This window comes from Rhizobium rhizoryzae (assembly GCF_011046895.1).
Lineage (GTDB): Bacteria > Pseudomonadota > Alphaproteobacteria > Rhizobiales > Rhizobiaceae > Neorhizobium > Neorhizobium rhizoryzae.
The window spans coordinates 416,107-439,192 of the sequence record NZ_CP049249.1 but is presented as its reverse complement, the minus strand read 5'-3'; the positions used below and the strand labels follow the sequence as shown (position 1 = coordinate 439,192).

The 23,086-nt window shown below is 58.3% G+C and carries 20 protein-coding genes and 3 pseudogenes; 6 read left to right on the top strand and 17 right to left on the bottom strand.

Translation table 11 applies throughout. The features are described from left to right. Positions 1–78 precede the first annotated feature (78 nt). Positions 79–429, top strand: coding sequence for an antitoxin Xre/MbcA/ParS toxin-binding domain-containing protein (locus G6N80_RS02800; protein ID WP_062556628.1), 351 nt, complete (start codon positions 79–81; stop codon positions 427–429). Positions 430–437: 8 nt separating this feature from the next. After that, positions 438–935: an RES family NAD+ phosphorylase gene (locus G6N80_RS02795; protein WP_165131115.1), complete on the top strand. Its 498-nt coding sequence runs from the start codon at positions 438–440 to the stop codon at positions 933–935. A 117-nt stretch (positions 936–1,052) separates the two neighbouring features. Here the strand turns inward: G6N80_RS02795 and G6N80_RS02790 are convergent, their stop codons facing one another. The 3 genes from G6N80_RS02790 to G6N80_RS02780 form a co-directional block, all read right to left on the bottom strand. Further along, positions 1,053–1,727: a 4-carboxy-4-hydroxy-2-oxoadipate aldolase/oxaloacetate decarboxylase gene (locus G6N80_RS02790; protein WP_165131113.1), complete on the bottom strand. Its 675-nt coding sequence runs from the start codon at positions 1,725–1,727 to the stop codon at positions 1,053–1,055. 97 nt (positions 1,728–1,824) lie between these two features. Then, the gene (locus G6N80_RS02785; RefSeq protein WP_165131111.1) at positions 1,825–2,661 is read right to left on the bottom strand and encodes an ABC transporter substrate-binding protein; all 837 of its coding nucleotides are present in this window, start codon (positions 2,659–2,661) and stop codon (positions 1,825–1,827) included. Between the two features lie 32 nt (positions 2,662–2,693). Beyond that, a complete protein-coding gene (locus G6N80_RS02780) occupies positions 2,694–3,461 on the bottom strand; it encodes an amino acid ABC transporter ATP-binding protein (protein WP_165131109.1) in 768 nt (255 codons plus the stop codon). A 281-nt stretch (positions 3,462–3,742) separates the two neighbouring features. Here G6N80_RS02780 and G6N80_RS02770 point away from each other — a divergent pair, with 281 nt between their 5' ends. Further along, on the top strand, positions 3,743–4,768 hold the full coding sequence (locus tag G6N80_RS02770) for an alpha/beta hydrolase family protein (protein WP_165131107.1): 1,026 nt from the start codon (positions 3,743–3,745) through the stop codon (positions 4,766–4,768). On the opposite strand, the gene G6N80_RS02765 is transcribed toward G6N80_RS02770, so the two are convergent. Next, entirely contained in the window at positions 4,769–4,999 is a 231-nt protein-coding gene (locus G6N80_RS02765; RefSeq protein ID WP_165131105.1) for a helix-turn-helix domain-containing protein, read from the bottom strand. It lies immediately after the preceding gene. A 36-nt stretch (positions 5,000–5,035) separates the two neighbouring features. After that, a pseudogene (locus G6N80_RS02760) lies at positions 5,036–5,878 on the bottom strand (IS3 family transposase); the annotation flags it as partial. Positions 5,879–5,944: 66 nt separating this feature from the next. Here G6N80_RS02760 and G6N80_RS02755 point away from each other — a divergent pair. Next, entirely contained in the window at positions 5,945–6,988 is a 1,044-nt protein-coding gene (locus G6N80_RS02755; protein ID WP_210300926.1) for an IS110 family RNA-guided transposase, read from the top strand. A 257-nt stretch (positions 6,989–7,245) separates the two neighbouring features. On the opposite strand, the pseudogene G6N80_RS02750 reads toward G6N80_RS02755, so the two are convergent. After that, a pseudogene (locus G6N80_RS02750) lies at positions 7,246–7,503 on the bottom strand (transposase); the annotation flags it as partial. 145 nt (positions 7,504–7,648) lie between these two features. Here G6N80_RS02750 and G6N80_RS02745 point away from each other — a divergent pair. Continuing rightward, a pseudogene (locus G6N80_RS02745) lies at positions 7,649–8,315 on the top strand (ATP-binding protein); the annotation flags it as partial. A 245-nt stretch (positions 8,316–8,560) separates the two neighbouring features. Next, on the top strand, positions 8,561–9,514 hold the full coding sequence (locus tag G6N80_RS02740) for a siderophore-interacting protein (RefSeq protein WP_062556633.1): 954 nt from the start codon (positions 8,561–8,563) through the stop codon (positions 9,512–9,514). Between the two features lie 37 nt (positions 9,515–9,551). Here the strand turns inward: G6N80_RS02740 and G6N80_RS23450 are convergent, their stop codons facing one another. The 11 genes from G6N80_RS23450 to G6N80_RS02690 all read right to left on the bottom strand — a co-directional run bounded on the left by G6N80_RS23450 (position 9,552) and on the right by G6N80_RS02690 (position 23,008). Then, positions 9,552–9,680, bottom strand: coding sequence for a hypothetical protein (locus G6N80_RS23450; protein WP_280139221.1), 129 nt, complete (start codon positions 9,678–9,680; stop codon positions 9,552–9,554). A gap of 12 nt (positions 9,681–9,692) precedes the next feature. Further along, complete coding sequence (locus G6N80_RS02735; RefSeq protein ID WP_165131101.1) at positions 9,693–10,058, bottom strand: ABC transporter ATP-binding protein; 366 nt, start codon at positions 10,056–10,058, stop codon at positions 9,693–9,695. Positions 10,059–10,258: 200 nt separating this feature from the next. Beyond that, on the bottom strand, positions 10,259–11,065 hold the full coding sequence (locus tag G6N80_RS02730) for an ABC transporter ATP-binding protein (RefSeq protein WP_165131099.1): 807 nt from the start codon (positions 11,063–11,065) through the stop codon (positions 10,259–10,261). A 60-nt stretch (positions 11,066–11,125) separates the two neighbouring features. Next, positions 11,126–13,066, bottom strand: a complete 1,941-nt coding sequence (gene fhuB, locus G6N80_RS02725) for a Fe(3+)-hydroxamate ABC transporter permease FhuB (RefSeq protein WP_165131097.1) — start codon at positions 13,064–13,066, stop codon at positions 11,126–11,128. Next, entirely contained in the window at positions 13,063–13,941 is an 879-nt protein-coding gene (locus tag G6N80_RS02720; RefSeq protein ID WP_244484818.1) for an ABC transporter substrate-binding protein, read from the bottom strand. The genes fhuB and G6N80_RS02720 overlap by 4 nt, the downstream gene beginning before the upstream one ends. A 47-nt stretch (positions 13,942–13,988) precedes the next feature. Beyond that, positions 13,989–16,409 (bottom strand): TonB-dependent siderophore receptor, encoded by a 2,421-nt coding sequence (locus tag G6N80_RS02715; RefSeq protein WP_165131095.1) that lies wholly within the window; start codon positions 16,407–16,409, stop codon positions 13,989–13,991. Between the two features lie 111 nt (positions 16,410–16,520). Further along, positions 16,521–17,519 carry a FecR family protein gene (locus G6N80_RS02710; RefSeq protein WP_165131093.1) on the bottom strand — a complete coding sequence of 333 codons (999 nt, stop codon included), beginning with the start codon at positions 17,517–17,519 and terminating at the stop codon, positions 16,521–16,523. A gap of 155 nt (positions 17,520–17,674) precedes the next feature. After that, positions 17,675–18,190 carry an RNA polymerase sigma factor gene (locus G6N80_RS02705; protein WP_165131083.1) on the bottom strand — a complete coding sequence of 172 codons (516 nt, stop codon included), beginning with the start codon at positions 18,188–18,190 and terminating at the stop codon, positions 17,675–17,677. 365 nt (positions 18,191–18,555) lie between these two features. Further along, positions 18,556–19,722 (bottom strand): FAD-dependent monooxygenase, encoded by a 1,167-nt coding sequence (locus G6N80_RS02700; RefSeq protein WP_165131081.1) that lies wholly within the window; start codon positions 19,720–19,722, stop codon positions 18,556–18,558. 17 nt (positions 19,723–19,739) lie between these two features. Beyond that, complete coding sequence (locus G6N80_RS02695) at positions 19,740–21,752, bottom strand: TonB-dependent receptor (RefSeq protein WP_165131079.1); 2,013 nt, start codon at positions 21,750–21,752, stop codon at positions 19,740–19,742. Positions 21,753–21,760: 8 nt separating this feature from the next. Then, on the bottom strand, positions 21,761–23,008 hold the full coding sequence (locus tag G6N80_RS02690) for an MFS transporter (RefSeq protein ID WP_246251385.1): 1,248 nt from the start codon (positions 23,006–23,008) through the stop codon (positions 21,761–21,763). Between the last annotated feature and the right edge of the window lie 78 nt (positions 23,009–23,086).

Genomic DNA, 23,086 nt, shown 5'->3' with positions numbered 1-23,086 from the left:
CCTGATAGGCATTGAATGCCGCTGATATTGACGCTATCTTGCGTCTATCTCGGCGGCATTACCTAGAGGGAGTGGACCATGGGCCTCACCCAGTATGCAGATGATGGCTTGCTTGCACCCCGCAAGATCGCGGATGCATTTCGCACGACCAGTGAAGAGATCGCGCGTACGGCGGGACTCGGAAAGGACGCAGTCCAGCGCAAGGACCGTGTTCGCTCGGACAAGACGCAGCGACGGCTGCGCGAGATGGTCGAGATCGTCAACAAGGTCGAACGGCGTTTTGGCTCGGCATTGATGGCCTACGCCTGGTATCGCTCCGAGCCTCTCTCCGGCTTCTCCGGCCAGACTGCGATGCAACTGGTCCGCGACGGTCGTGCCGACGAGGTGCTTGACTATATCGACGCGGTCGACGCCGGCGTCCACGCATAGTCTCGTCGATGCATTATCAGGGGAAGCTCTATCGGGCGCTGAATCCGGACTATGCCCGTGAGCCTTTGTCGGGACGTGGCGCGGAATTCTACGGCGGACGCTTCAATCCGAAAGGCGTACCAGCCCTTTACACATCTCTGACAATCATGACAGCCCTCAAGGAGGCCAACCAGGTCGGCACTCTCCAACCGACGACGCTGGTTTCCTACGATGCCGATATCGACCCTGTTTTTGACTGCCGTGATGATGCGGCCGTTCGGGCGCAGGGAATGGATGCGGCAGCACTGAGCGATCCTACCTGGCGTGACCAGATGAGGGTTTCGGGCGAAGCGCGCACACAAACATTCGCACGTCACCTCGCTGCCCTCGGCTTTTGCGGACTGCTCGTGAAGAGTTTCGCACCTGCGGCAACGGATGATGATCTCAATCTCGTTCTTTGGGCGTGGGGCAGCGCAACGCCGAGCCGCCTCGTCCTGATCGATGACGAAGACAGGCTGTCACGGTAGTCTGCGTGCGAGGAACCGGTCACAGGTGCGTTGCCCGGAAAGGGCGAACGGGCGAAGGTCATCCAGACCTTTCACCATGGGAAAAGCGCCGTGGTTGCCGACCGGTGTGGCCGCCGATCAGATATCGACGACCAGACCTTTTGCCTTCAGCACGGCTTCCAGGTTGGAGACTTCCACGACTGACTTTCCAGCCTTGTAGGCAGCGATATAGCCTGCTTCGGCATCCTCGCGGGCCTGCGAAAGCTTTGCGACGTCCGCCACCTCGTCGCGGCGTACCACGACCAGACCGTCTGCATCTCCGACAATGACATCGCCCGGATGGATGATCTCACCGCCGTCGATGATGGAATCGTTGGTCGTGCCGAGGGTCTCCTTGACGGTGCCCTTGATGCAGGTGCTGAGCGAGAAGACCGGCAATCCGAGTTCGCGAAGCTGCAGCGTATCGCGCACGCCGGTATCTGTGACAAGACCGCCGATGCCTTTGGCGAGGCAGGCATTGGCCAGCACGTCGCCAAAGGATCCGGCCTCTTCGTATTCACCGGCTGAAACGACGATGATGTCGCCCGGCTTGGCATAATTGATGGCAAGCTGCAGCATGATGTTGTCACGCGGCGAGGATTTGACCGTGAAGGCCGGGCCGCACAGCTTCATGCGATAATCCACCGGCTTCAATCGCGACGATAATGCGCCACGACGACCCTGCGCTTCATGTATCGTTGCAGGAGAGAACTTTGCAAGCGCCTCGATATCGGCCTTGGACGGGCGTTCTGCGATGTCTTTGATGTGTATCACTTGGATTTCCTCGCACAAATACCCTTTGGCGGCAGAACCATCTCCACCGCCATGAGCATTTAGATTTTTTGGTTGAGTTGGGTCCCGGCCGGACGGCTTATGGGATCGGGTCGAATTTCAGTTCGGCAAGCGGCACCACCTTGTCGGTCCGCGTCATCTTGTAATCGGTGTTCGGGCCAAGCCACTTGTCCCAGATCTGGTTCAGTTCACCGGAGGTATCGAGCTTGCGCAGGACCTCGTTGATCTTGGCCGTAAGAGCCGGATTATCCTTGGCCATGCCGATGCCGATCGGCTGATAGAGCATCGGCTCAGGGATCATCCGCATTTCCTTGCCCTTGGTCTTCGATTCCATAACCAGCTTTGTCGTGGTCATCGTATTGGCAACCATGCCGCGCGCCTTGCCCTGCTGGGCAGCGAGATAGGCTGAAGCTGTGTCCTGGAAGGTCAGCGGATCGGATTTGTTGAGCTTTATCGACATTTCCGATGTAGAGCCTTTGGTCGATGCCAGGCGCTGGCCTTCGAAATCGCCTTTGCTTTTGCCGGGGTCATCTGCCGGAACGATCAGCATTTCCTTGCCGAGGTAATAAGGGTCGCTGAACTGGATCTGCTCGGCGCGGCTCAGCGTATAGGCGAGGTTCGCAACAGTGATATCGACGCGACCGAGTTTGACCTCGGGAACGCGCGCCTCGACGGAAACAGGCTTGATTTCGACCTTGACCCCCAGCGCCTTGCCAATCGCATTGCAGAGATCGACGTCGAAGCCTGCCATTTCACGGGTCTTCGGATCCGGCGAGGCGAAGGGAGGTACGTCGGCAAAGGTTGCGCAACGCAGCGTCTTCGACGACATGATGGTGTCGAGTTGGTCTGCCTTGGCCGGCGAGATGGCTGCGGTACCGGCAAGTGCCGCCGCCAGGGTGATGCATTTCCAGTTCATTGCTGCTCTCCTTTGTTTATTTGTTTTGGATTTCAATGGCGCAGGTCAGCGAGGAAGCGCTGCGCACGGGGATGGCGAGGCGTCTTGAAGAACTCCTCCGGTGGAGCCGTCTCGAGAATTTCGCCCGCGTCGATGAACCAGATGCGGTCGGCAACGTCTCGGGCAAAACCCATTTCATGCGTAACGCACAACATGGTCATGCCTTCGGCAGCCAGGCTTTTCATCACCGCAAGAACCTCTCCGACCATCTCTGGATCAAGCGCACTGGTCGGCTCGTCAAACAGCATGATCGGCGGTTCCATGGCGAGTGCCCGGGCAATTGCCACGCGCTGCTGCTGGCCACCGGAGAGCTGTCCGGGATAGGCGTTCGCCTTTTCGGCAAGTCCGACCCGATCAAGCAGTTTCAGTGCCTTGGCGCGGGCCAGATCCGGTGCGACGCCTTTCACGCGAATGGGCGATATCGACACGTTCTCGATGACCGAGAGATGCGGGAACAGGTTGAAGCTCTGGAAAACGAAGCCGATGCTGCTGCGCAAAAGATTGAGCTTTTTCGCTGGCATCGCTGCGTGAATATCCTGACCGTCGAAGACGATCGAACCGCTATTGATCTCTTCAAGACGGTTGATCGTGCGGATCAGGGTCGATTTTCCCGAACCGGACGGGCCGCAGATTACCACCACCTCGCCGCGTGCAACCGTGGCATTAATGTTTTTCAGAACAGGGTGATCACCATAGCTTTTGTAGACGCTGGACAAGCGGATGGCCGGGGCCTGTTGAGATGTGGATGCGGGCGTGGTCATGGCTGCTCCGATAGGATTTTGGATGGCGCCAGGGTCGCAGCTGCCGCACGAGATACTCCGGCGCGGCGGCGGGTGATCCGTCGCTCGATGACATTGGCAACCTGAGTCAGGCTCCAGCAGATGACGTAGTAGGGGTCAGAACAAGAGAAGTGCAAAATCGTACGTTAAGGTCGAACAGACCATAAACACGACTGCGTTTTTGGCGTACTCAATCGCGTTCTAGGTCTTTTGGGCTCTGATTTTGGCGCATGAAGCCGTTCTCATTCTAACGAGAGGCTTCCATGTTCAAATCTATGTTGTTCGCGCCGGGGTTCTTGCTGATCACCGCCCTCGCCGCTCATTCCGCCGACGCCATTGGCTTTCGCGAAACCGAAATCGACCAAGGGGGAACGCGGCCACTTCACATCAGCATGTGGTATCCGACCGACGACGATGACAAAACAGAAGTCGTCGGTGAAAACCGTGCATTTTTGGGAGTCCCGGCTATTCGGGATGCCAAACCAGCGTCCATGAAGCGACCACTCGTCGTGCTGTCGCACGGTTATAGCGGTTCATGGAGAAACCTGAACTGGCTGGCCATTGAACTCGCCAGGCAGGGCTACATTGTTGCAGCCCCTGACCATCCTGGCACAACGACATTCAACATGGACCCTGTACAGTCGGAGAGCCTCTGGGAGCGCCCACATGATCTTAGCCGTGTGATCGACCTCCTGGAGGGCGATTCCACCCTTGCTGGCAAGATCGATGCCGGGCGGATTGCAGCCATAGGACATTCTTTGGGTGGATGGACCGTCACGGCACTGGCCGGCGCCCGGTTTGATACGAAGCGCTTCGAAAAGGACTGCCAATCTAACACCAGCCCTCACGCCTGCGCTCTTAAAAATGAGCTTGGGCTAAGCCGGCCTGAACTTGAGAAGGATATGAGGGACCCGCGCGTGCGAGCGTTTGTGTCCCTCGATCTCGGACTTGCGAGAGGATTTACTCCAGAAAGCTTGGCGGTGCTACAGGTACCAGCTCTCGTGATCGCGGCTGGCATAGACGTCGGCGGTTTGCCGTCGAGGCTTGAAACCGGATATCTGGCGGATCATATGCCGGACACGTCTTCCAGCTATGTTGAAATTCCAGATGCCATGCACTTCAGCTTCATGGGTTTATGTAAGCGGGATGCCGCCGCGCTTATCGAAAAGGAGGAGCCCGGCAACGGCGTGGCTTGCAAGGACGGCGGAGTGCGAAATCGCGAGGCAATTCATCGCGAGGTGGCTTACCGCGTGAGCGGATTTTTGACTGAAGCCATTCTAGGCAGATAGTCAGGCATTCGATCGACCCGCCGAGCGGCGATAGTCGCTCGGCGTCATGCCCGTTATTCTTGTAAACTCCCGATTGAAGTTGGATTTTGTGTAGAATCCGGAATCGAACATTATAGCCGTGATCGAGCGATCAGTTTCCGATAGCAAATGCTGCGCTTCGCCGATCCGGTAACCGTTGACGACCTGCGATATGTTTTGGCCAAGGGTTCGATTGACATGCTCTGGGACCAAACCTTGGACCGCCGGGAATTAGAGTTTCCGGCTCGATCACGATGGCTGGCTGGTAGCGCCACCGGGATTATGCAGTGCGATCGGGACGTTATAACCGATCGCCGAGTGAGGACGTTCCTCGTTGTAATATCGACGCCAAGTCTCCAACTTTTCGCGGGAATCTGCAAGGGTCAGGAACCAATGAGCATTCAGGCATTCCGATCGCAGCTTGCTGTTGAAGGCCTCGATGAAGCCGTTATCAGTCGGTTTGCCCGGGCGTGAGAAGTCCAGGGTGACGTTGTTGGCATAGGCCCAGAGGTCAAGATCACGGGAGATGAACTCGCTGCCATTATCCACCCTGATCGTTTTCGGATAGCCGGTCTTTCGGCAGATGCCTTCGAGGGTCTGGACGACATCCTCGCCGCGATAGGTGAAGCGAGCGTCGGCGGCCGGGCAGTAGCGCGAGTGCGTGTCGACCACGGTCAGGATACGCAGCTTCTTGCCGGTTGCGAGCTGGTCATGAACGAAGTCCATCGCCCAGACATCGTTCGGCCCGACAGCTTCCTGACGATCATCTCGGAGCTTTGCCTTCACACGCCGCTTGGGATGCTTGTTGCGCAGCTGAAGCCCTAACTCGCTGTAAATTCTGCGTGTCTTCTTCATATTGATCTTCCAGCCGTCGCGGCGCAAATGCACATGGACGCGGCGGTAGCCATACCGCACACGTGTCTCGCAAATCTCCTTGATGCGTCGTTCGAGTGGGGCCTGTCCGGTACGGCGGGATTTGTAGTGGTAGGTCGATGTATCGAACTTCAGGACCTTGCAGGCCCGTCGAATCGATATGCTCCAGTCCACCAGCATCCCGTCGATCAGCTTGCGTTTCCGGACAGGCCTCAGAGCTAATGGGATGGTCCGCCCTGTCTCCCGAGAGCATAATGGAAGCAGGCAAAAAGGAGGGCCTCAGTGATGGATCGCAATCAACCGCGTGACTGCACTGTTTTTGGAGTAGATATTGGGAAGAACGTGTTCCACGTCGTCGGCCTGGATGGTTCAGGTGCGATTGTTCAGCGAGTTAAGTTCCGACGAGAGACATTGCTGCAATTCTTCGAGCGTGCGGCGCGTACGCTCGTGGGAATGGAAGCCTGTCCCGGGTCTCAGTGGCTGGCGCGCAAGCTGCAGACAATGGGACACGAAGTCCGGATTATTCCCGCGCAGTTTGTGAAGCCTTATGTGAAGTCGAACAAGAACGACACCATTGATGCCGCAGCTATCGCCGAAGCAGCAACGAGGCCGACAATGCGGTTTGTGGGTATTAAACAGCCGGACCAAGTTGATTTGCAGATGATGCACCGCGTTCGGAGTCGGTTGGTGTCAGCCCGGACAAACCTCATCTGTCAGATGCGTGCCTACTGCCTTGAGCATGGTGTCGCGATGCGACAAGGGGCTGGCGTATTCAAACTCGATATTTGCCGAGTTATTGAAGATCTGGACAATGATCTGACGCCAATGGCCCGTTCTGTTCTTCGCGATCTACATGACGATCTCCGCAGGCTGGAGGCACGTATCCGGCAAGTATCGGACGACATTGAGAAGATTGCAGACAGCGACGAGCGCGCGAGGCGCCTCATGACAATTCCAGGCATCGGCCCACTTGGAGCTACAGCTATTCTGTCAGCCGTCGGCAATCCCTCACGGTTTGCCAAGGCGCGAGACGTTGCAGCCTGGTTAGGCCTGGTCCCTCGTCAGTACTCGACCGGCGGAAAGCAAACGCTCCTCGGCATCAGCAAGCGGGGCAACAATTATATTCGACGATTGCTCATCCATGGTGCCCGCTCCTGTTTGATGCACCTCAACCGAGACAAGGATCGGCTTGGCCATTGGATCGATGAATTGCGACTCAGAATGCACGTGAACAAGGTGACCGTGGCTTTGGCTGCTAAGCTGGCGCGTATCGTTTGGGTGATACTCACGAAGCCCGGCGCCACTTACATGCGCCAGCCAGCTGCATAGCCCATCGCCATTCTGGCTCCTGAAGGCCAGACAGATTGCGAGGTTCGAAGGTGATGACGAGACAGTTGATCGGCATTCTGTAAGTCCTGGCTGAAAGAGGGCTTCGTGCCCGAAGAAGCTATTTGGAAACAGGATGTGCGGATCTCATCAGGGCCTGACTGCAACCGCAGTCCACTCGCGAGAGGCCGGATACATTTACGCAAACTGCATTCGTCAGCAGCTAAAGATCCTTGCAATGACAGGGCGGACCATACATTTCGGCGGATCACGTCCTGCAGCATCTCGCGGTCCAGCGTCAGAGCGGCAACGATCTTCTTGAGCCTGGAGTTCTCATCTTCCAGAGCCTTCAATCGGCGCATCTCGTCGGGCAGCAGACCCGCATACTTCTTGCGCCAATTGAAATAGGTCGCCTGGCTGATCCCCGCCTTCCGGCAAATCTCTGCCACCGGCACGCCGTCGTCGCCCTGCTTCAAAATGAACGCCTTCTGGGCATCCGAGAACTTCGATGCCTTCATGCTTCCGCTCCTTTTCCCAGCCGGGAAATTACAGCGGAAAACTCCAATTATGAACGGTCCAGTTTTTGGGGATCAGAGCAGCCTCATTACATAGCTAAAATCATCCTTGCAATTCCGGAACCTTACTTCACAATTGAAAGGATGGATTGGGCGAAGAATTGAAGCCGAACCCTTGAACTTGGTCAACGAAAACCCTGCGGTTGCGCTATTGGGCTTTCGTCAGGTCGGTAAAACGACGTTAGCACTCAATATTGGCGAAACCCGACATTGGCGAAACCCGACCGTCCATTTATCTCGACCTCGAATCGGAAGCAGATCGGGCCAAACTGTCGGAACCGGAGCTTTATCTTGCAAGCCATGAAGACAAGCTGGTGATCCTTGACGAAGTGCATCGCCTGCCAAACGTATTCGAGATCCTGCGGGGCTTGATCGATCGCAACCGCCGCGCCGGACGGCGCGCCGGCCAGTTCCTGCTACTTGGCTCAGCTTCGATCGATCTCCTCAAACAATCTGGAGAAACGCTCGCTGGCCGCATTGCCTATCTTGAAATGCAACCTGTCGACGGATTGGAAGTGCCGGCAGATGCACTCGAGAGACTTTGGCTACGGGGTGGTTTTCCCAATAGTTTCCTCGCTTCCAGCGACCGTGGAGGTATGCGCTGGCGACAAGATTTCACTCGCACCTATCTCGAACGAGATTTTCCGCTTCTCGGGCCACGGATTCCTGCCGAGACGCTGAGGCGTTTCTGGACCATACTGGCACATCACCAGTCTGGTCTTCTCAACGCAGCTGAACTCGCTCGTTCGCTGGGCGCTCATATCGGCTCCATTCTCTCAGAAGTTGGAGCCTCCGGCAAACCCGGCGCGGTTCACTTCAGGGCGCACAACGGTAGCTGAGACGCTTTATGGGATTGATGACAAGTGGACTGGGGATCTCGCAGCGGCAATGACTCATCGCGATGGGAAAATAAGGCCGGAGCTAGGCACGAAGAGCGATTATACTTGACTATGATTATCATCTTCATTGGAATTGGAGGGCATTATAATCTGGAATATCCATGACACATCGTTTGACCGGCTCGATCAAGGGCCAAACAACACCAGCCTTCGCGCTCCTTGACCAGCATTCAAAAAGACTCGGCATTACAATCGCGGGTGATGATACCGAGAAGCGTTTCTCGATCTGGAGCAGCACCGCAGTGTTCCGTCGTCTCAATGAGAATTGTACGGTCGAGCTGGAGAGCTCGGATCGACGCTTCTTGCTGACGCTACAGAGCAATCTTGCTGAGATCTTTGAGGACAATGGCCTTACCATCACCTGGGATGAAATCAACGAAGGCGCATTGGCACCGGGGCTTTCGTTGATGCATGTACATTCCGTGACGCGCCGCTCTCCCGGCTTTACTCGGGTGCGGCTGACCGGCGAGGAGGCATCTCGGTTTGCCACCGGCAGCCTTCATTTCCGGCTGCTTCTGCCTAGTGATCCTAGAACGCCAGAATGGCCGCGAATCTCCCGCACAGGCCGCATAATCTGGCCAGAAGAGAAGATCCACAGGCCTGTCTACACCGTCGCGGCACAGGAGGAGGACTGGCTGGACTTCGACATCTTCCATCATGACGGCAGCCCCACCTGCCACTGGATGGATAGGAACCCCGTCGGCGAGACGGTCGGCGTCATGGGTCCAGGGGGTGGCTGGTGCCCGTCAGCGCCAGTGCTGCTGCTATACGGGGACGAGACGGCTCAGCCGGCCATCGCCCGCATGCTGGCGCTTGCAGAAGGCAAGGTCTCTGCGGTCCTGGCGAGCAGTGATGAAGATCTCGGCGCGTTGGCTAACGATAGCAGGGTCTTCCGAACCGATGATCTCGTTCAGGCGCTCAAATCCGCGTCAGTACCGGAAGATGGCTATGTCTGGTTCGCAGCTGATGCCGAACGGGCGCGCGAGGCTCGCAGCCATCTGACTGGTCTCAGGTTGGCAAAGAGTCAATTCATGGTGGCGGCCTATTGGAGTTGAAGTAGAGCTCGCGGCTGTGATGGCCTGCCCTGGTCCATCAAGCCGCGAGCTTTGCGTAAGGGCCTTCACGCTCCAGCAGTTCGGCATGCGTTCCGACCTCGACCATGCGGCCCTGCTGCATAACGACCATCCAGTCCGTATTGCGGATCGTGCCGGGTTTCGGCACGTAGAAACGCGGCTAGAGCGAGAGCAGCGTCAATTCGCCGAAACCGGATTCGCCAACAAAAGCTGCACATGCGGGGAGATATCGTGCTGCACGGGGACGACCGGGCGTGAAGGCAAAGGTGAGATCGTTGGGACGGATCTCGTTACGCAAGGTCGAGACGGTGCGGGCATCCGGGCTGTCGGTGATCTCCGATTCGGTCGCCAGCTGCTCGAGATGGCGGAGGAAGCCGGCGCTGCCGCGCATATAGGGCTCGACGACAGCGGTGATCTTGTCGAGCGGCCGGAAGAAGACGCCGACCAGAAGTAGGATACCGACGAAACTGCCGGTCGACATCAAGCCCGACAGAACATAGCCCGGACTGACCACCCTGATAATCATCTGAACGGCCTGCAAAAGAGCGGCGACCGTATGTGAGGTTGTATAGTCCCAAGAAGCGGGCCGGTATGGCTCAGACCGTGGATCCACCTACGAAGGATAAATTCGATGCCATTCGAACGAACAAGTGCCGCACCTGCGTCCTGATTCAGCGTGCGCTTATTGCAATAAATGTCCGATTACGAACGCGCACCCCCAACTGTTCAACAAAGCAGTGCTGACGGTCGACCGCCTTCAGTTGGGTGGTGGATGGTGAAATTCACCCCGTAAATGCGCTTGAGGTTATCGGGCGTCATAACCTCACGTGGCGATCCTCTGGCGATGAGGCTACCCTCCCGGAGCGCAATGATCTCATCACAGTAGCGGCTCGCCATGTTGATATCGTGGAGAACCATGACGATGGAGAGCCCCCTCACCCTGGTGAGTGTCTGGACGAGATCGAGCACCGCGATCTGGTGCGCAATGTCGAGTGCCGAAATGGGTTCGTCGAGCAGGAGACATTTCGTATCCTGTGCGATGAGTGCGGCGATCCAGGCGCGTTGCTGTTCGCCCCCGGACAGCGTTTCGACGGAACGCTCCGCAAGCGTCGTCGTTTGCGTGAGGTCGAGTGCTTCCTCCACCTTTTCTTCATCCAGCCTGCCAAAAGCGCCAAGAGGACCATGCCAGGGATAACGTCCGAACTTGACGAGCTCGCGGACGCTGGTTCCCGCGGGCACCGGCGTCTGTTGTGGGAGGTAAGCAAGGTGCCTGGCGAATTCGCGGTTCGACCAGGTTTCCAGCCGGCGTCCATCAAACAGAATGTGTCCGGTGCTGGGCCTGATCTGCCGGGCCAGCAGTCGGACCAGAGTGGATTTGCCTGACCCGTTGTGTCCGATGAGACCGATCGTTTTGCCCGCCGCAAGGTCCAGATCCAGCGGCTGCAGGATCGTGCGGCCGGTAACGCTGAAGGAAACTCCCTGCAAGGAGAACTTCGGCGCCATCTGTGCGGGGACTGGGTCTGGAAGCGGCATGGGAATATGTCTCCTGCTATCGCTGGAATGGAATGGTTTGCACCGACAATGGCTGTTTGCTCAGTGTCTCTGCTGACGGCGCAGTTGCCAGAGGAACCAGGGTCCGGCGACGAGCGCGGCCAACAGGCTCGGCGAAAGCGCCCAGGGCCAGACGAGATTACGGCTCAGCCACTCCGCGAGCGTCATCAGCAATGCGCCGATGAGACCGCTGGCAAGGCTTGCCCCTGCTGCCTTCCGAAAACCCATGGCCGCGGCTGCATGAGGCACCATCAGGCCGATAAAGCTGATTGGACCGACAACCATGGTACCGGCAGCCGTCAGAATCGCGGCTAGAGCGATGCCGGCCGCACGCACCACGGCCACACTCAGACCGAAGCCCGTGGCTGCTGCATCACCCAGCGTTATCAGGTCTATCTGCCGATGGAGCGAAAGACATGCGAGAAGCCCCGCAAAGCCCATCAGGCCTGCAGCGACTGACGTGCCAAGATGCACGCCTGCGGTCATGCCGGAAAACCATCCGAGGAGTGCTGCACCTCTTTGTCCGCCGCCGGCAAGCGCGATCACGAGCATTGCGTTCGCCATACTTGCGAGGCCGACGCCGAGCAGCAGCATGCGCGTGGGTTCAAAGCGCGCTCGAAGCCCGAGCAGTGTCACGACCAACAGGGCGGCAATGGCGCCTAGAGAGGTGATCGCCAGTTTCGTTGCAACCCCGAGCGTCGGCAGAATGACGAAGGCGACGGCAAGAGCAAGGCCTGCGCCGTGGCTGATGCCAAGAAGATCGGGGCTGGCAAGGGGATTGCGCAGCAAGCGCTGCAAGATGAAACCCGCCACAGCGAGGCATAGGCCGGCGCCGCTTGCGGCCAGGAGCGGCGGAAGACGCCAACGCCAGACCAGAGCCAGATCGTCCCGACCCGCCAGTGACCATCCTTCCGGTCCGCGCCCCAGGAATGACGCGAGCGCAAATGCAGCCAGTAGAAGCATGGCCAGGATCATGAGCTGCTTAACGTTCCCATGGCCGCGTGCCGCAAATGCGAACGTGAACGGCTTCGAGGCGTTGAGCGGCGCCCTTCGCGCGAGAAAAATTAGCAATGGTCCCGCCAGGAGCCCTGCAGCCGCCCCGACCGGCAGATCGCCCAGCCAACTGGAGAGCAAACGCATAACCTGGTCGGTCAGCAGCAGAAGAAGGGCTCCCGTAACCCCGCAGCGGACCAGTCCCGCCTGGGCCTCGCGCCAGATCGCGCGCGCAAGCGCCGGGGCGGCCAGCCCCACGAGACCGATCTGGCCGAACTCTGCTGTGACGGACGCGGCCAGCAGCGAAGCGATGAGAAGCAGGATCAGCTTCACCGTGCGCACGGAAAGACCGAGGCTCGCTGCCGCACCATCACCGAGGGAAAGCAACCGTAGCGGTCGCTCCAGCAGAAGAAGCGGACCGAGAGAAAGAACTGCAAGCACCGCCAGACGAAGCGACGGCCCCCAGCCACCATGCTGCAGCGAACCGGCCTGCCAAGTCAGGAGATTGCTGAGAAAATCATGATTGAAAAGAACAAGGCCGGCATAGGCAGCGTTGCAGAAGAGATTGATCATCACCCCGGCCAGCACCAGTGTCTGGGACGAAAGGTACGGCCCCCAGGCAACAGCGAAAGCAATCGCAACAGCAGTCAGCGCTCCGGCGAGTGCCACGATCTGATATCCGTGCGACCATAAAGCCGGGGCGAAGACCAGCGATGCGGCGAGGAAGAGCGCCGCTCCTCCGGAAATGCCGAGGAGGAACGGTTCGGCAAGCGGATTGTCGAAGGTTCTCTGGAACACGCCGCCTGCCAACCCCAGGAGGCAGCCGGAAACCAGCGCGGCAACAATGCGCGGCAACGTCGCGTAGAAGAGTATGGCCGGTTCTTTGACCTGGATGATGGCCAGCACGGCAAGAGCAAGAGCCGACAAAGCCAGGAGGCAGATCAGGACGAAGCCACGCGTTGGACCCCGTCCGGCAAGGGTGATGCTCATGGTGTACCTGCTCCGAAGGGGACTTGAAGCGCGCGCGCCAGCGCCTCGGCAAGATGAAGCGTCGAAAGACATCCCCCGAACGGATAGAATTGCTGCATGCGCACCACACGTCCTTCACGAACCGCGGGAAGCCGATGCCAGAGCTGGCTGTCGCTTAGCGCCCTGTTCGTCTGCGGAGCAAGTGACGGGATCTCGATCTGCATGAAGACACAATCTTTCAGCGGCATCAGCTGATCGAGCCCGACCTGAATGAAACCATTGGCATTGGTTGGTCCCTGCCACGCATTTCGTAAACCCAGACGGGTGACCACGGACCCGGGCATGCTGCCATTGCCGTAGACCATGGCGCGGCTACCGCTTTGATCCGGCAACAAAATGCAAACCGGGCGCACTCGCTGAACGCTGGCGGCAAGGCTCTGCATTCGCTGCTCTATGTTGGACAGGATGGCCTCGACGTGACTGGACGGAAGGCCCGCAGCACGTCCGCACTGGCGGAGAATGGCTGCCGCCCGCCCATAGGCAATTTCGCCCCTCATATCTTCGACGACCTCGACAGGCGCGATCTCGTTCAGGCGCGGCGTCATGAACAGGCTTGCAACGCCAATGAGAATGAGGTCCGGGCGGAGCCTGTCCAGCAGTTCCAGGTTGACTTCCCAGAAGGGCCCGATGTCGACGGTCGCGCCGGGCAGGACTTGCGGCATGCGTTGGTTGTAGTAGCCTGTATCAGCAACGGCGAGCGGCGTGACCCCCAAGGCAAGAAGAGACTCGGCGGCAGCCCAATCGACGGCGGCAATGCGCCTTTCGACCTCGGCCAGAACCGGCATAGGAGGCAGAAGAGCGGCAAGGCTGCCGGTGATGAAAACGCGTCTGTTCATCATGACATTCGTGGAGGCGCGACCTTTTGGCCGCGCCTTCCTCAATCTCAAAATTCGACGGTCAGCTTGCCGATAACGGCACGCCGATCGCCCTGGTAGCAGGAGTAGCTCGCCTCGCAGGTCGAAAAGTACTTCTTGTCGAACAGGTTTGTCGCATTCAGGGAGACCTTAGCATGCTCGTTGATCCGGTAACTTGCGCCAAGGTCTACCAGCGTCCTGCTGGGCACTGAAAAAGTATTAGCATTGTTGCCGTAGACCTTGCCGACATAACGAACCCCGGCCCCAATCGATGCGCCTTCCAGAAGCCCCGTCTCGAACGTGTAGTTCAACCAGGCCGAGGCCTGCTGTTCAGGCACGAGCATCGGGCGTTTCCCGACATTGCCGGTCGCATCGCGCGTGATCTCCGCATCGGTGTATGTGTAGGAACCGACAAAATCCCAGCCGCCGCCGAGGCTGACCTTGCCTTCCAGTTCCAGACCGCGCGACGCGATCTCGCCCGTTGCCACGGCAAAGCCATTCGAGAGATAGTTGAGGACATTCGTCTTCTCGATATCGAAATATGCGATCGTGAAGAGCCCCTCGAAGCCGCTAGGCTGATATTTCACGCCGACTTCCCACTGCCGACCGTTGGATGGATCGAAGGTATTTCCCTTTTCATCAACCCCGCTGTTCGGCACGAAGGATTGGGAATAGCTGACATAGGGGGCGACACCAATCGAGGAGACGTAACTGAGGCCAGCGCGACCGGAAAAGCGGCCGACATCAATCTTGGTATCTGCACCTGTCAGGCGATTGTGGGTGTCCAGATCAAGCCAGTCATACCGCCCCCCCAGAGTTGCGACGAAGCCATTGCCAAACTTGATCTGATCCTGGGCGTAGATGCCTGTCTGGCTGTAGCGCTCCGTATAGCTGATCATCGGTGCTGTAGGCGCCGGAACGGTGACACCATAGACCGGTGCATAGGGGTTCAGCGATGGAGCGGATCCCTGAAAACGCCGAACGTCAGCATCAGACCAACTATAGTCGATGCCGAACAGCGCCTGATGTGAGAGCGCTCCCGTGTCGAATTCGGCCAAGGCCTGATTGTCTATCGTGAAGGTATCGAAGCTTTCGTCAAAATGTCGCGCTATACGGCTGAGGCCCGATGCTCCAAGGCCGGACAAAAAAAGGTTGTCGAGTGTGAAGTCAACATGTCCGTAGCGCGCGTTCTGGCGGAAGGTCCAGGTCTCATCAAAGCGATGTTCGAACTCATAACCGATGCTCTGTTGCTCCTGGGTACTCTGGTTGAAATTGGGGTCGCCTAGGAGAATGTTCGTCGGCGTGAAGAGCATGATCGTGCCGCCGCTCTTATCCTTCAGCGCCTGACCGGTCACCGTCAGCGTGGTGTCCTCGTCGGGCTTCCAGGTTACGGCCGGCTGAATCATTAGCCGGTCGTCGACGATGTCAGCACCGTTGGAATACTCGAACTGGGTGTTGGCGTTCCTGGCGACACCGATCACGCGGTAAAGAATGCTCTTGTCCTCATTGACCGTGCCGCCGATATCGAAGGCTACCTGCTTGCGGTCATGGCTTCCGTACTGAAGCTCGATCTGCCGCACATTGTTCTCCGTCGGCTTCTTGGAGGTCTTGTTGACGATGCCGCCGGCATCACTTTGGCCGTAAAGCGCCGAGGATGGGCCGCGCAACACCTCCACACTATCCAGCGCGTATGGATCGGTCCGGAAAAAGCTGTAGCTGCTGGACACCTGCCGCAAGCCATCAAGATAGGAACTCGTGGCCTGGGCATTGAAGCCACGCATCATGATCCAGTCATAGCCCTTGGGATCGGGTCCGTAGGTTTCGATGGCGACACCCGGAACATAACGAAGCGCCTCAGAAACACTCTGCGCATTTTGCGCGTCAAGTTGTTTGCGACCCACGACCGATACCGATTGTGGAACTTCAATCAGCTGAGCGCTGGTCTTAAGCGCACCAATCGAATGGGAGGGGACGAATGTATCCACGCCGTTACTCTCCCCTGTAACCAGAATCGGATCGAGCACGGTCGTTCCGCCAGCCGCAATACCACCCGCATCCGCCGCCTGCAGATTGACGAGAGCGGCCGAGCCCGGTCCGCTGATCCGCACCGTGAGGCCGGTTCCCTGCACGAGCCGCTGCAACGCTGCCGATGGCGTGAGGCTGCCGGAGACGGCGGTCGAGGTCTTGCCAACGGCGAGCGCCGAGGAGTAGCTGATCTGCCAGCCGCTCTGACGGATGAAGGTGTTAATGGCAGCAGAAAGCGGCTGGGCGGGAATCTGGAAGCTGCCGGTTTCCGCGGCGCTTGCGACAACCCGCGCCTGCGCATGGGCGGCAGCCGGAAGAAGTCCCGCGATGCAGGCGAGAATGCTGGACGCCAGAAGCACATTTGTCCTTTGACGGCGGCGCTCGTAGGCAACCATGTAGACGCGTGAATTTTTCCCCGAAACCATGCTCGTCCAAACCCTCTCAACAAGACCCCAGGACAGATGCGCGTCATGCGCCAGCCCTTCTGTCAGCAAGGACGCAGCACGGTTTGTAAACCGGCAAAAAAAGTTGAATATTTAGCGAAGGATTATGATGCCGCCGGGAATCCGGTAGAAACCGACACCGGCCGCATCGGCAAGCGTCCGCAGCGCGCCCTCGACATTGTCGAGACGGTAATTGCCCGTGACCACTAGTCTATTCACCCGCTCATCTGCCACCACGATGGGTCCGCGGTGGTAGCGGCGCAATTCTTCAAGAACGGCGCCGAGGCTGGCGTTTTCAAAGATGATGCGTCCCTCCCGCCAGGCAAGTGTAGCCGATGGGTCGGTCGCACGCACGGGCGAAACGGCGGATGCCGTGATGCTAACCGCTTCACCTGGGACAAGCTCGGCCTTACCCATGCCCTTGCCATCACACAGACAGAGAACCTGAACACGGCCGCGCTCCAGCACCACCTGATCTTCGTCATCACCGGTTCTGACGGAGAAGGCCGTACCCAGAACCTGCACCTCACCATAATGACCGCTGACGGTAAAGGGACGGGCAGGATCATGCACGACATCGAAGAAGGCTTCGCCTCGCAGCAGGCGGATGTGACGTCGGCCGCCCTCAAAGTCTGTCGCTACGGCCGTGTCGGTGTTCAGCATCATCATCGAGCCGTCCGGCAGACGAACCGTGGTCTGGCGGCCGGTTGCAGTCTCAAAGTCTGCCTGAATGGCAATCGTGAGCGCCGGATATTGCCAGACGCCGACGGCAATCAGAACCGAGGCTGCAAGCGCTGCGGCGTGCAGCGGCCAGCGACGTGTCTTCGGCCGCAACAGCGCGCGCCGATCGACCGGCAGCGTTTTCACCGCATCGCTGAAAGACCTGGAGTTCCACAGGGTCTCGAGACTGCGGAACTCTGCGTCATGCCGGGGATCCTCTGCCAGCCATGCCTGGAACGCCGCGTGCGTCGCAGCATCCGGCTCGCTGTTTCGTAGCCGGACAAACCAGTCGAGCGCCTGTTCCGCTACCGGATCTGCGGAGGTAAATCCGCTGCTCGTCCCATCCGTGTCGTGTGCGTTCTGGTGTCCCACTCAGGCAATCCGATCGAAACGTGTTTGCAGGGTCCTGTTACCTTGACGCACGAGTACGACAAACCCGGAAAAATTCTCTTGAAGATAGCAAAGCAGAGCCGTTGTCGCGGCAACCGGACGGAGTCGGAGGATCAAGAAACGCGCCATTGTGTTCCTTATTTCCGGTCGAGACGCGCCATCGCGTCCCGGCAATGGGCCATGGCAAGTTTCAGGTCGTTGAAAACCGTGCGTTCCGAAATGCCGAGATGTTCGGCAATACGGACATTTGACCACTCTTCGATGCGGCTGAGCACCAACACCGCCTGAGCGCGCTCCGGCAGCGCTGCAAGCGCCGTCTGAAACACGCCGAACGTCTGCTTCTCGATCAAAGCCTGTTCTATAGAGGGGATATCAGCCGAGATCCCAGCAAGCAAATGCGCGTCCAGCCCCTGCACTTCAGCGCCCGCCCGTGTCCTACGGCGCCGCAGATGGTCCAGCGCCAGATTGCGGGCCGTCTGGTGGAGAAAGCCTTCGATATGCTCGACACGTCCGCTTTCAACCGCCTTGTGAGCGCGCAAATAAGTCTCCTGCGCCAGGTCTTCCGCCGTCTGCGGGTCGCGCACTATACGCATGACGGTCCAGAGAAGGGAGCGCCGGTGGGCGGTAAAAATCGCGTTCAAAAAGGTAGGCAAGCCATCTGCCTCCCCCACGAGTGTTGCAAAGCTGTCGGGAGGGCAAGATCATCTACTCGATGAAGCACCTTTCGCCATTGGAAATGCATCAGGGGCATTTGGCACTCAAAACATCCGTTAGTCGCCGTCGTTGTGCCCTTTCTAGATCGGCACCCGCGACCACGCAACCGATAACTTGAGATTCAGATGCAAGTTATTTCCTCATAATTGGGACCCATTCATTGGGCCGGAACCGAGACAGCAGACGAGTTTGGCGATACGATGAATGGCATGCTCAGCCAACCAACTTATCTCCACCTGCGCCTATTACGTCAGTGCTTATGAATGATCCTTGCACCAAGGTTCTGGATTACGGAAACCCAACCTTATGAAGCCGTGTCATCCAGCGGCAACGCCTTGGCCAGCATTTTCTTGACGGCTAGCCGCACAAAAGGCGGACGCATCATGATCGGAATAAGCCATGACTGGACAAGAATTCCAAGGCGGCTGCGCGGTACATAGTGCCCACCAATCTTCTTGGATTGTGCCTGAAGTGCAAGTGTCAGCGGTTTGAGACGCGCTTCGTAACTGGCAAGTGCTTCGGAAACCGGCTTTGCTGCTAGCTCCTGTGCGAGAATATAGGCACCGGCCATGGCAGTCGACGTTCCCTGACCCGACAGAAATGTCATGCAATGAGCCGCGTCACCCAGAAGCACGACACGGCCTCGCGACCAGTCTGGAACCTCGACCTGCGCAATCGTATCGAAAAAGCAGTTGTTCCACTCGATCTCCTGATCAAGAGTCGCGGAAATCATACTGGGCCAGCTTCCAAATATATCTTGAAGATTGCGCTGGCGATCTTCAGCGGCGACACGACCTGTCTCTTCATCGCGCCAGCAGAAAAGGGTAGCAGCCGTACCGTCACCGACGCGGTAAAGCCCCGCCTGCCGATCGACATCCATGAACCCGACGAAGCTCGAATCCATGGCTGGGCCCTCCGGCAACCGCCATGCGGCGGCGCGATAGCCAAGCGGGCGCAAAAACATCTCATGCGGGCCGAACCAGAGATGCCTTACCCGGCTGCGATAGCCATCCGCAGCCACAACCAGATCGAAATCCTCGACCTCACCATTGGAAAAGCGCACGGAAAGGCAGTTGTCCGCCTCGGTCATGGCGTCGATCTGCGTTGCGAAACGGACGCCAAGCCGTCCATCAAGATGCTCATGCAGAACCCGCACCAATGCATCACGCATGATGGCCAGCATCTTGCCATCGGCTGCAGCGGAAAAATGCTTGTAATCATAGCGGAAAAGCGGGGTATCATGGAGATTGCGATACTCTGACCGGCCTAGATCCAGAGCATTTGCACGAAGGCTTTCAATGATCCCCAACCGTTCTGCCACGTTCCAGCCGTTGACGTGAATGCCGACCGCGTAGCCCGCCTCACGGACAGCTTCGGCCTTCTCGACCACGACCGGCGTTATTCCCTGGCGCAGCAGGCACGCGGCCAACGTCAAGCCGGCAGGACCGGCACCTGAAATCAGCACACGCATGCTCTGCCCCGCCAGGTTCAAAACTGGATGCTCAGGCGACCACCGAAGGTTCGCCCCTTGCCAAGCTGATAGACATTTCCGAAGGATGGTCCGGCATTGAAGCCGTACACCGAGTAAGTTTCGTCAGCGATGTTGTCGATGAAGAATTCGGCAGCGACCGCCTCGTTCTTTTTCCATGTCAGCCCGGCATCGAAGAGGGCATATTCTTTCTGCCCCAGCGTATTGGCCTCAGTGAAATAGGTCTTGCCGATGTAGGTCATACCGGCCCTCGCAATCAGCTCGCCATGATCGTCAGGAAGATCGAATGTATATTCGGCTCCGAGATTGGCGGTTACGCGCGGCGCATACGGGACCTGGTTTCCGGTCAGGTTTACGCCGGGATTGGACGGATTTCGGTACGCACTGAAATAGGTATCGTTATAGGCAATGCCGCTCTTGATCTGCAGAGCGTCGGTTGCCTGCCAGCGTGCCGTCAGGTTGGCACCCTTGCTTTCCACCTCACCCACGTTTTGCAAATATTGACCCTGCACAGGACCGACCGAAAGCTGGTAATCATCCGTCCTCGTGAAGTAGACGGACGAGGCGAGCTCGAGAACTCCGTCGAAGAGTGAGGCCTTCAAACCGGCTTCATAATTGTAGGTATGCTGCGGATCGTAGGAGAAGCCGATATTGCCGGGCGTGACGGCGCGCGTAAAACCACCCGCCTTGAAGCCGGTGCTGAAAAGGCCATAGGCCAGAAGTTCATCGGTAATCTTGTAGCTCACGCCCGCCTTTGGCGAGACTGCCGAGAAATTGTCGGAATTGCTGCGCGCATTTCCAGCCAGCGCTGTATCGGCCTTCACCTCTTCATAATCGAACCGGACACCCGCCAGCAGATCCAGCCTGTCCGTGGCATGCCAGGTGGCTTCGCCAAAGGCAGCAGAAGAACGAATGTCCTGATGCGAGGTCAAAAAGGACGCCGGTACGTTCCGCTTGAAATCGAGGTCCTGATAGTAGAGACCGACAACATAGTCTATTGCATTGCCGGCATCGGGATTGGAGGCAAGGCGAAGCTCCTGACTGAACGTCTTTTGCCATTCCGGCGTATAGCTGCCGAAAATGGTGCGATCCAAGCTGCGATTTTGATAACCGGTCTGGGATGTCACCGTGGCTTCGCCAAGATCATAGGAAGCGGTGAGCCCGAAATTGTTGCTGGTCAACCTGTAATGGGAAGGAACCGGTAGCGCTGTTCTGTCATCCAGCATGGATTCCATCACGAAGCGCTCTTCACCAGACGATCTGGTGGTTCGTCCGGCCGAGATCATCACGTCCAGCGGGCTGTCTGTCGGCGCATAGCGCAAGCGGACCTGGCCCCAGCGATCCTTGCTTTCACCGACTTCCGCCCGTGTAACCATATCCTCCATCTCGCCCTCCTCGTTGAGGGCGCTGAAGGAAAGATCCCCATAGAGTGTATCTTCAATCAGAGGCGTGTTTACATATAATCCGGCCTTGGGGCCCAGATTGGTCAATGTGCCATTGACCTCTGCGCGCAATTCGTCGTCCGGTTTGCGCGTGACAACATTCACCACCCCGCCGATGGCACCACGGCCATACAACGTCCCTTGAGGACCATAGAGCACTTCAATACGCTCCAGCGTTTCCGGCAGCATCTGGCTGAACAGCGCTTGATCCTGCGGAAGGCCATCGACATAGAGCTGAGTGGAGGGGTTGTAGAAGTCGACCGACGACTGACCGCGCAGAGTGATGTTGCTGTAGGCGCGGCTTGAGCGCTGGCGGATATGGATATCGGTAAAGACCCGATCCAGTTGGTCAACGCTGGTGAAGCCGCGGCGCTCCAGCTCGTCCGCCTCCACCGTTGCCACCTCGCCCGCTGTACTAAAGGCATCCTGCAGACGCTTCGTGGCGGTAATCACCACACGTTCAAGCGTAATACCCTCGTCGTTTGCTTTTTCCTGTGCGATGGCGCTGGAGGAAGAGAGGGCGGCGATTGTCGCAAATGCGGTCGCGCTCAAAAGGCTTGTTTTGGACATGGTTGATCCTAGTTGCTGAGGATGAGGCGACGAGGGTTCGCCAGAAGGATGTCGCGCAGAAGACGCGGGCTCGACACGGCTGCAATGCCAAGCAGGGCAGCAGCAATTGCGAAATTCACATGATGGCCAGCAGCCTGACTGATGAAGCCGGCGGCGATAGAGAAACTGATAGCAAGGATGGCGTCTACACTTTGGAGCAGCGCGAAATCGGTTCCGGCCTGATTGGGAGAGCACCAGCCAATCATGCTGGCGTAAAGTGCCATCATGCTGAAGGCCGCAGCCGCCGCCTGCAAAAGAACAAGCGCCCCGATGACCGGGCTGGAGGCCGAGCCAAAGGTGGCACAAACCCCCAGAGCGGTAAAAACACTCCCGTTCAGAAGGGCTGCCGCGACAAGCGCGCGCCCCCCGAGGCGCCGCAGGAAAACACTTGCCAGCACGGCGGCACCGAGGCCAGCCAGGGCGCCACCGACACCTTTCAACCAGCCAATCTGCGCCAGATCCAGACCGGCATCGATGAGATAGGGGCCGATCAGGCTCATGCCCAGACGCAACCCCGCCTGATAAACAAGCAGGAAAAGAAGGCCGTGGAGCAGGCTGGCGCTGGCGAAAGCTGCCCGCAATCCCGGGCGCAACTGAGACTGATCCTTCTGGAGGAGCCTTTCGGTCGGGCCAGCGACAATTGCCGGTAAGGTCATGATGACAACAAGAGCCGCCATGAAAATCATGGAAGCAGACCAGCCAAAGGCGGCATAAACAGGCAACCAAGCACCCACGCCCAGCAGAAAACCGAAATAGCCGCCAAAGACGCTGGCAGCACTCACCAGCCCTCGACGCTCCTCGTTGACCGCCTCGACAGCCAGGGCATCAGTTGCGATGTCCTGCGTGGCCGCAAAAAAGGCGATGGCCAGCAGCACAGCCAGCAGGGCCTCGAAATGATCCTGCGGAGTAAACCATGCCATGGCGAGGAAACTGATGGCAATCAGCGCCTGGCAGGCAAGCAGCCAGGAGCGGCGGTGCCCAAGTCTGGTTACGCCATAGCGATCAACGACCGGTGCCCACAGAAATTTGCAGGCCCACGGGAGGAAAATCAGCGAAAGTAGCCCAAGCTTGTCCAGCGCCGTGCCGCTTTCTCGAAGAACAGTCGGCAAGCCGGTCTGCACCAGACTGCCAGTAATGGCCTGGGCGGCGTAGAGACCGGCAAAGAGACTGGCCATTTTGAAGTTTGAAGCATGCTGCGACTTTTGCTTTGGGTTCATTTTTATCAATCCTGCGTCGCATCCGGGCCTAACGGTCCCGTTCGCCCGCCGCCACCTTGATCGGGACCGCAACCACCC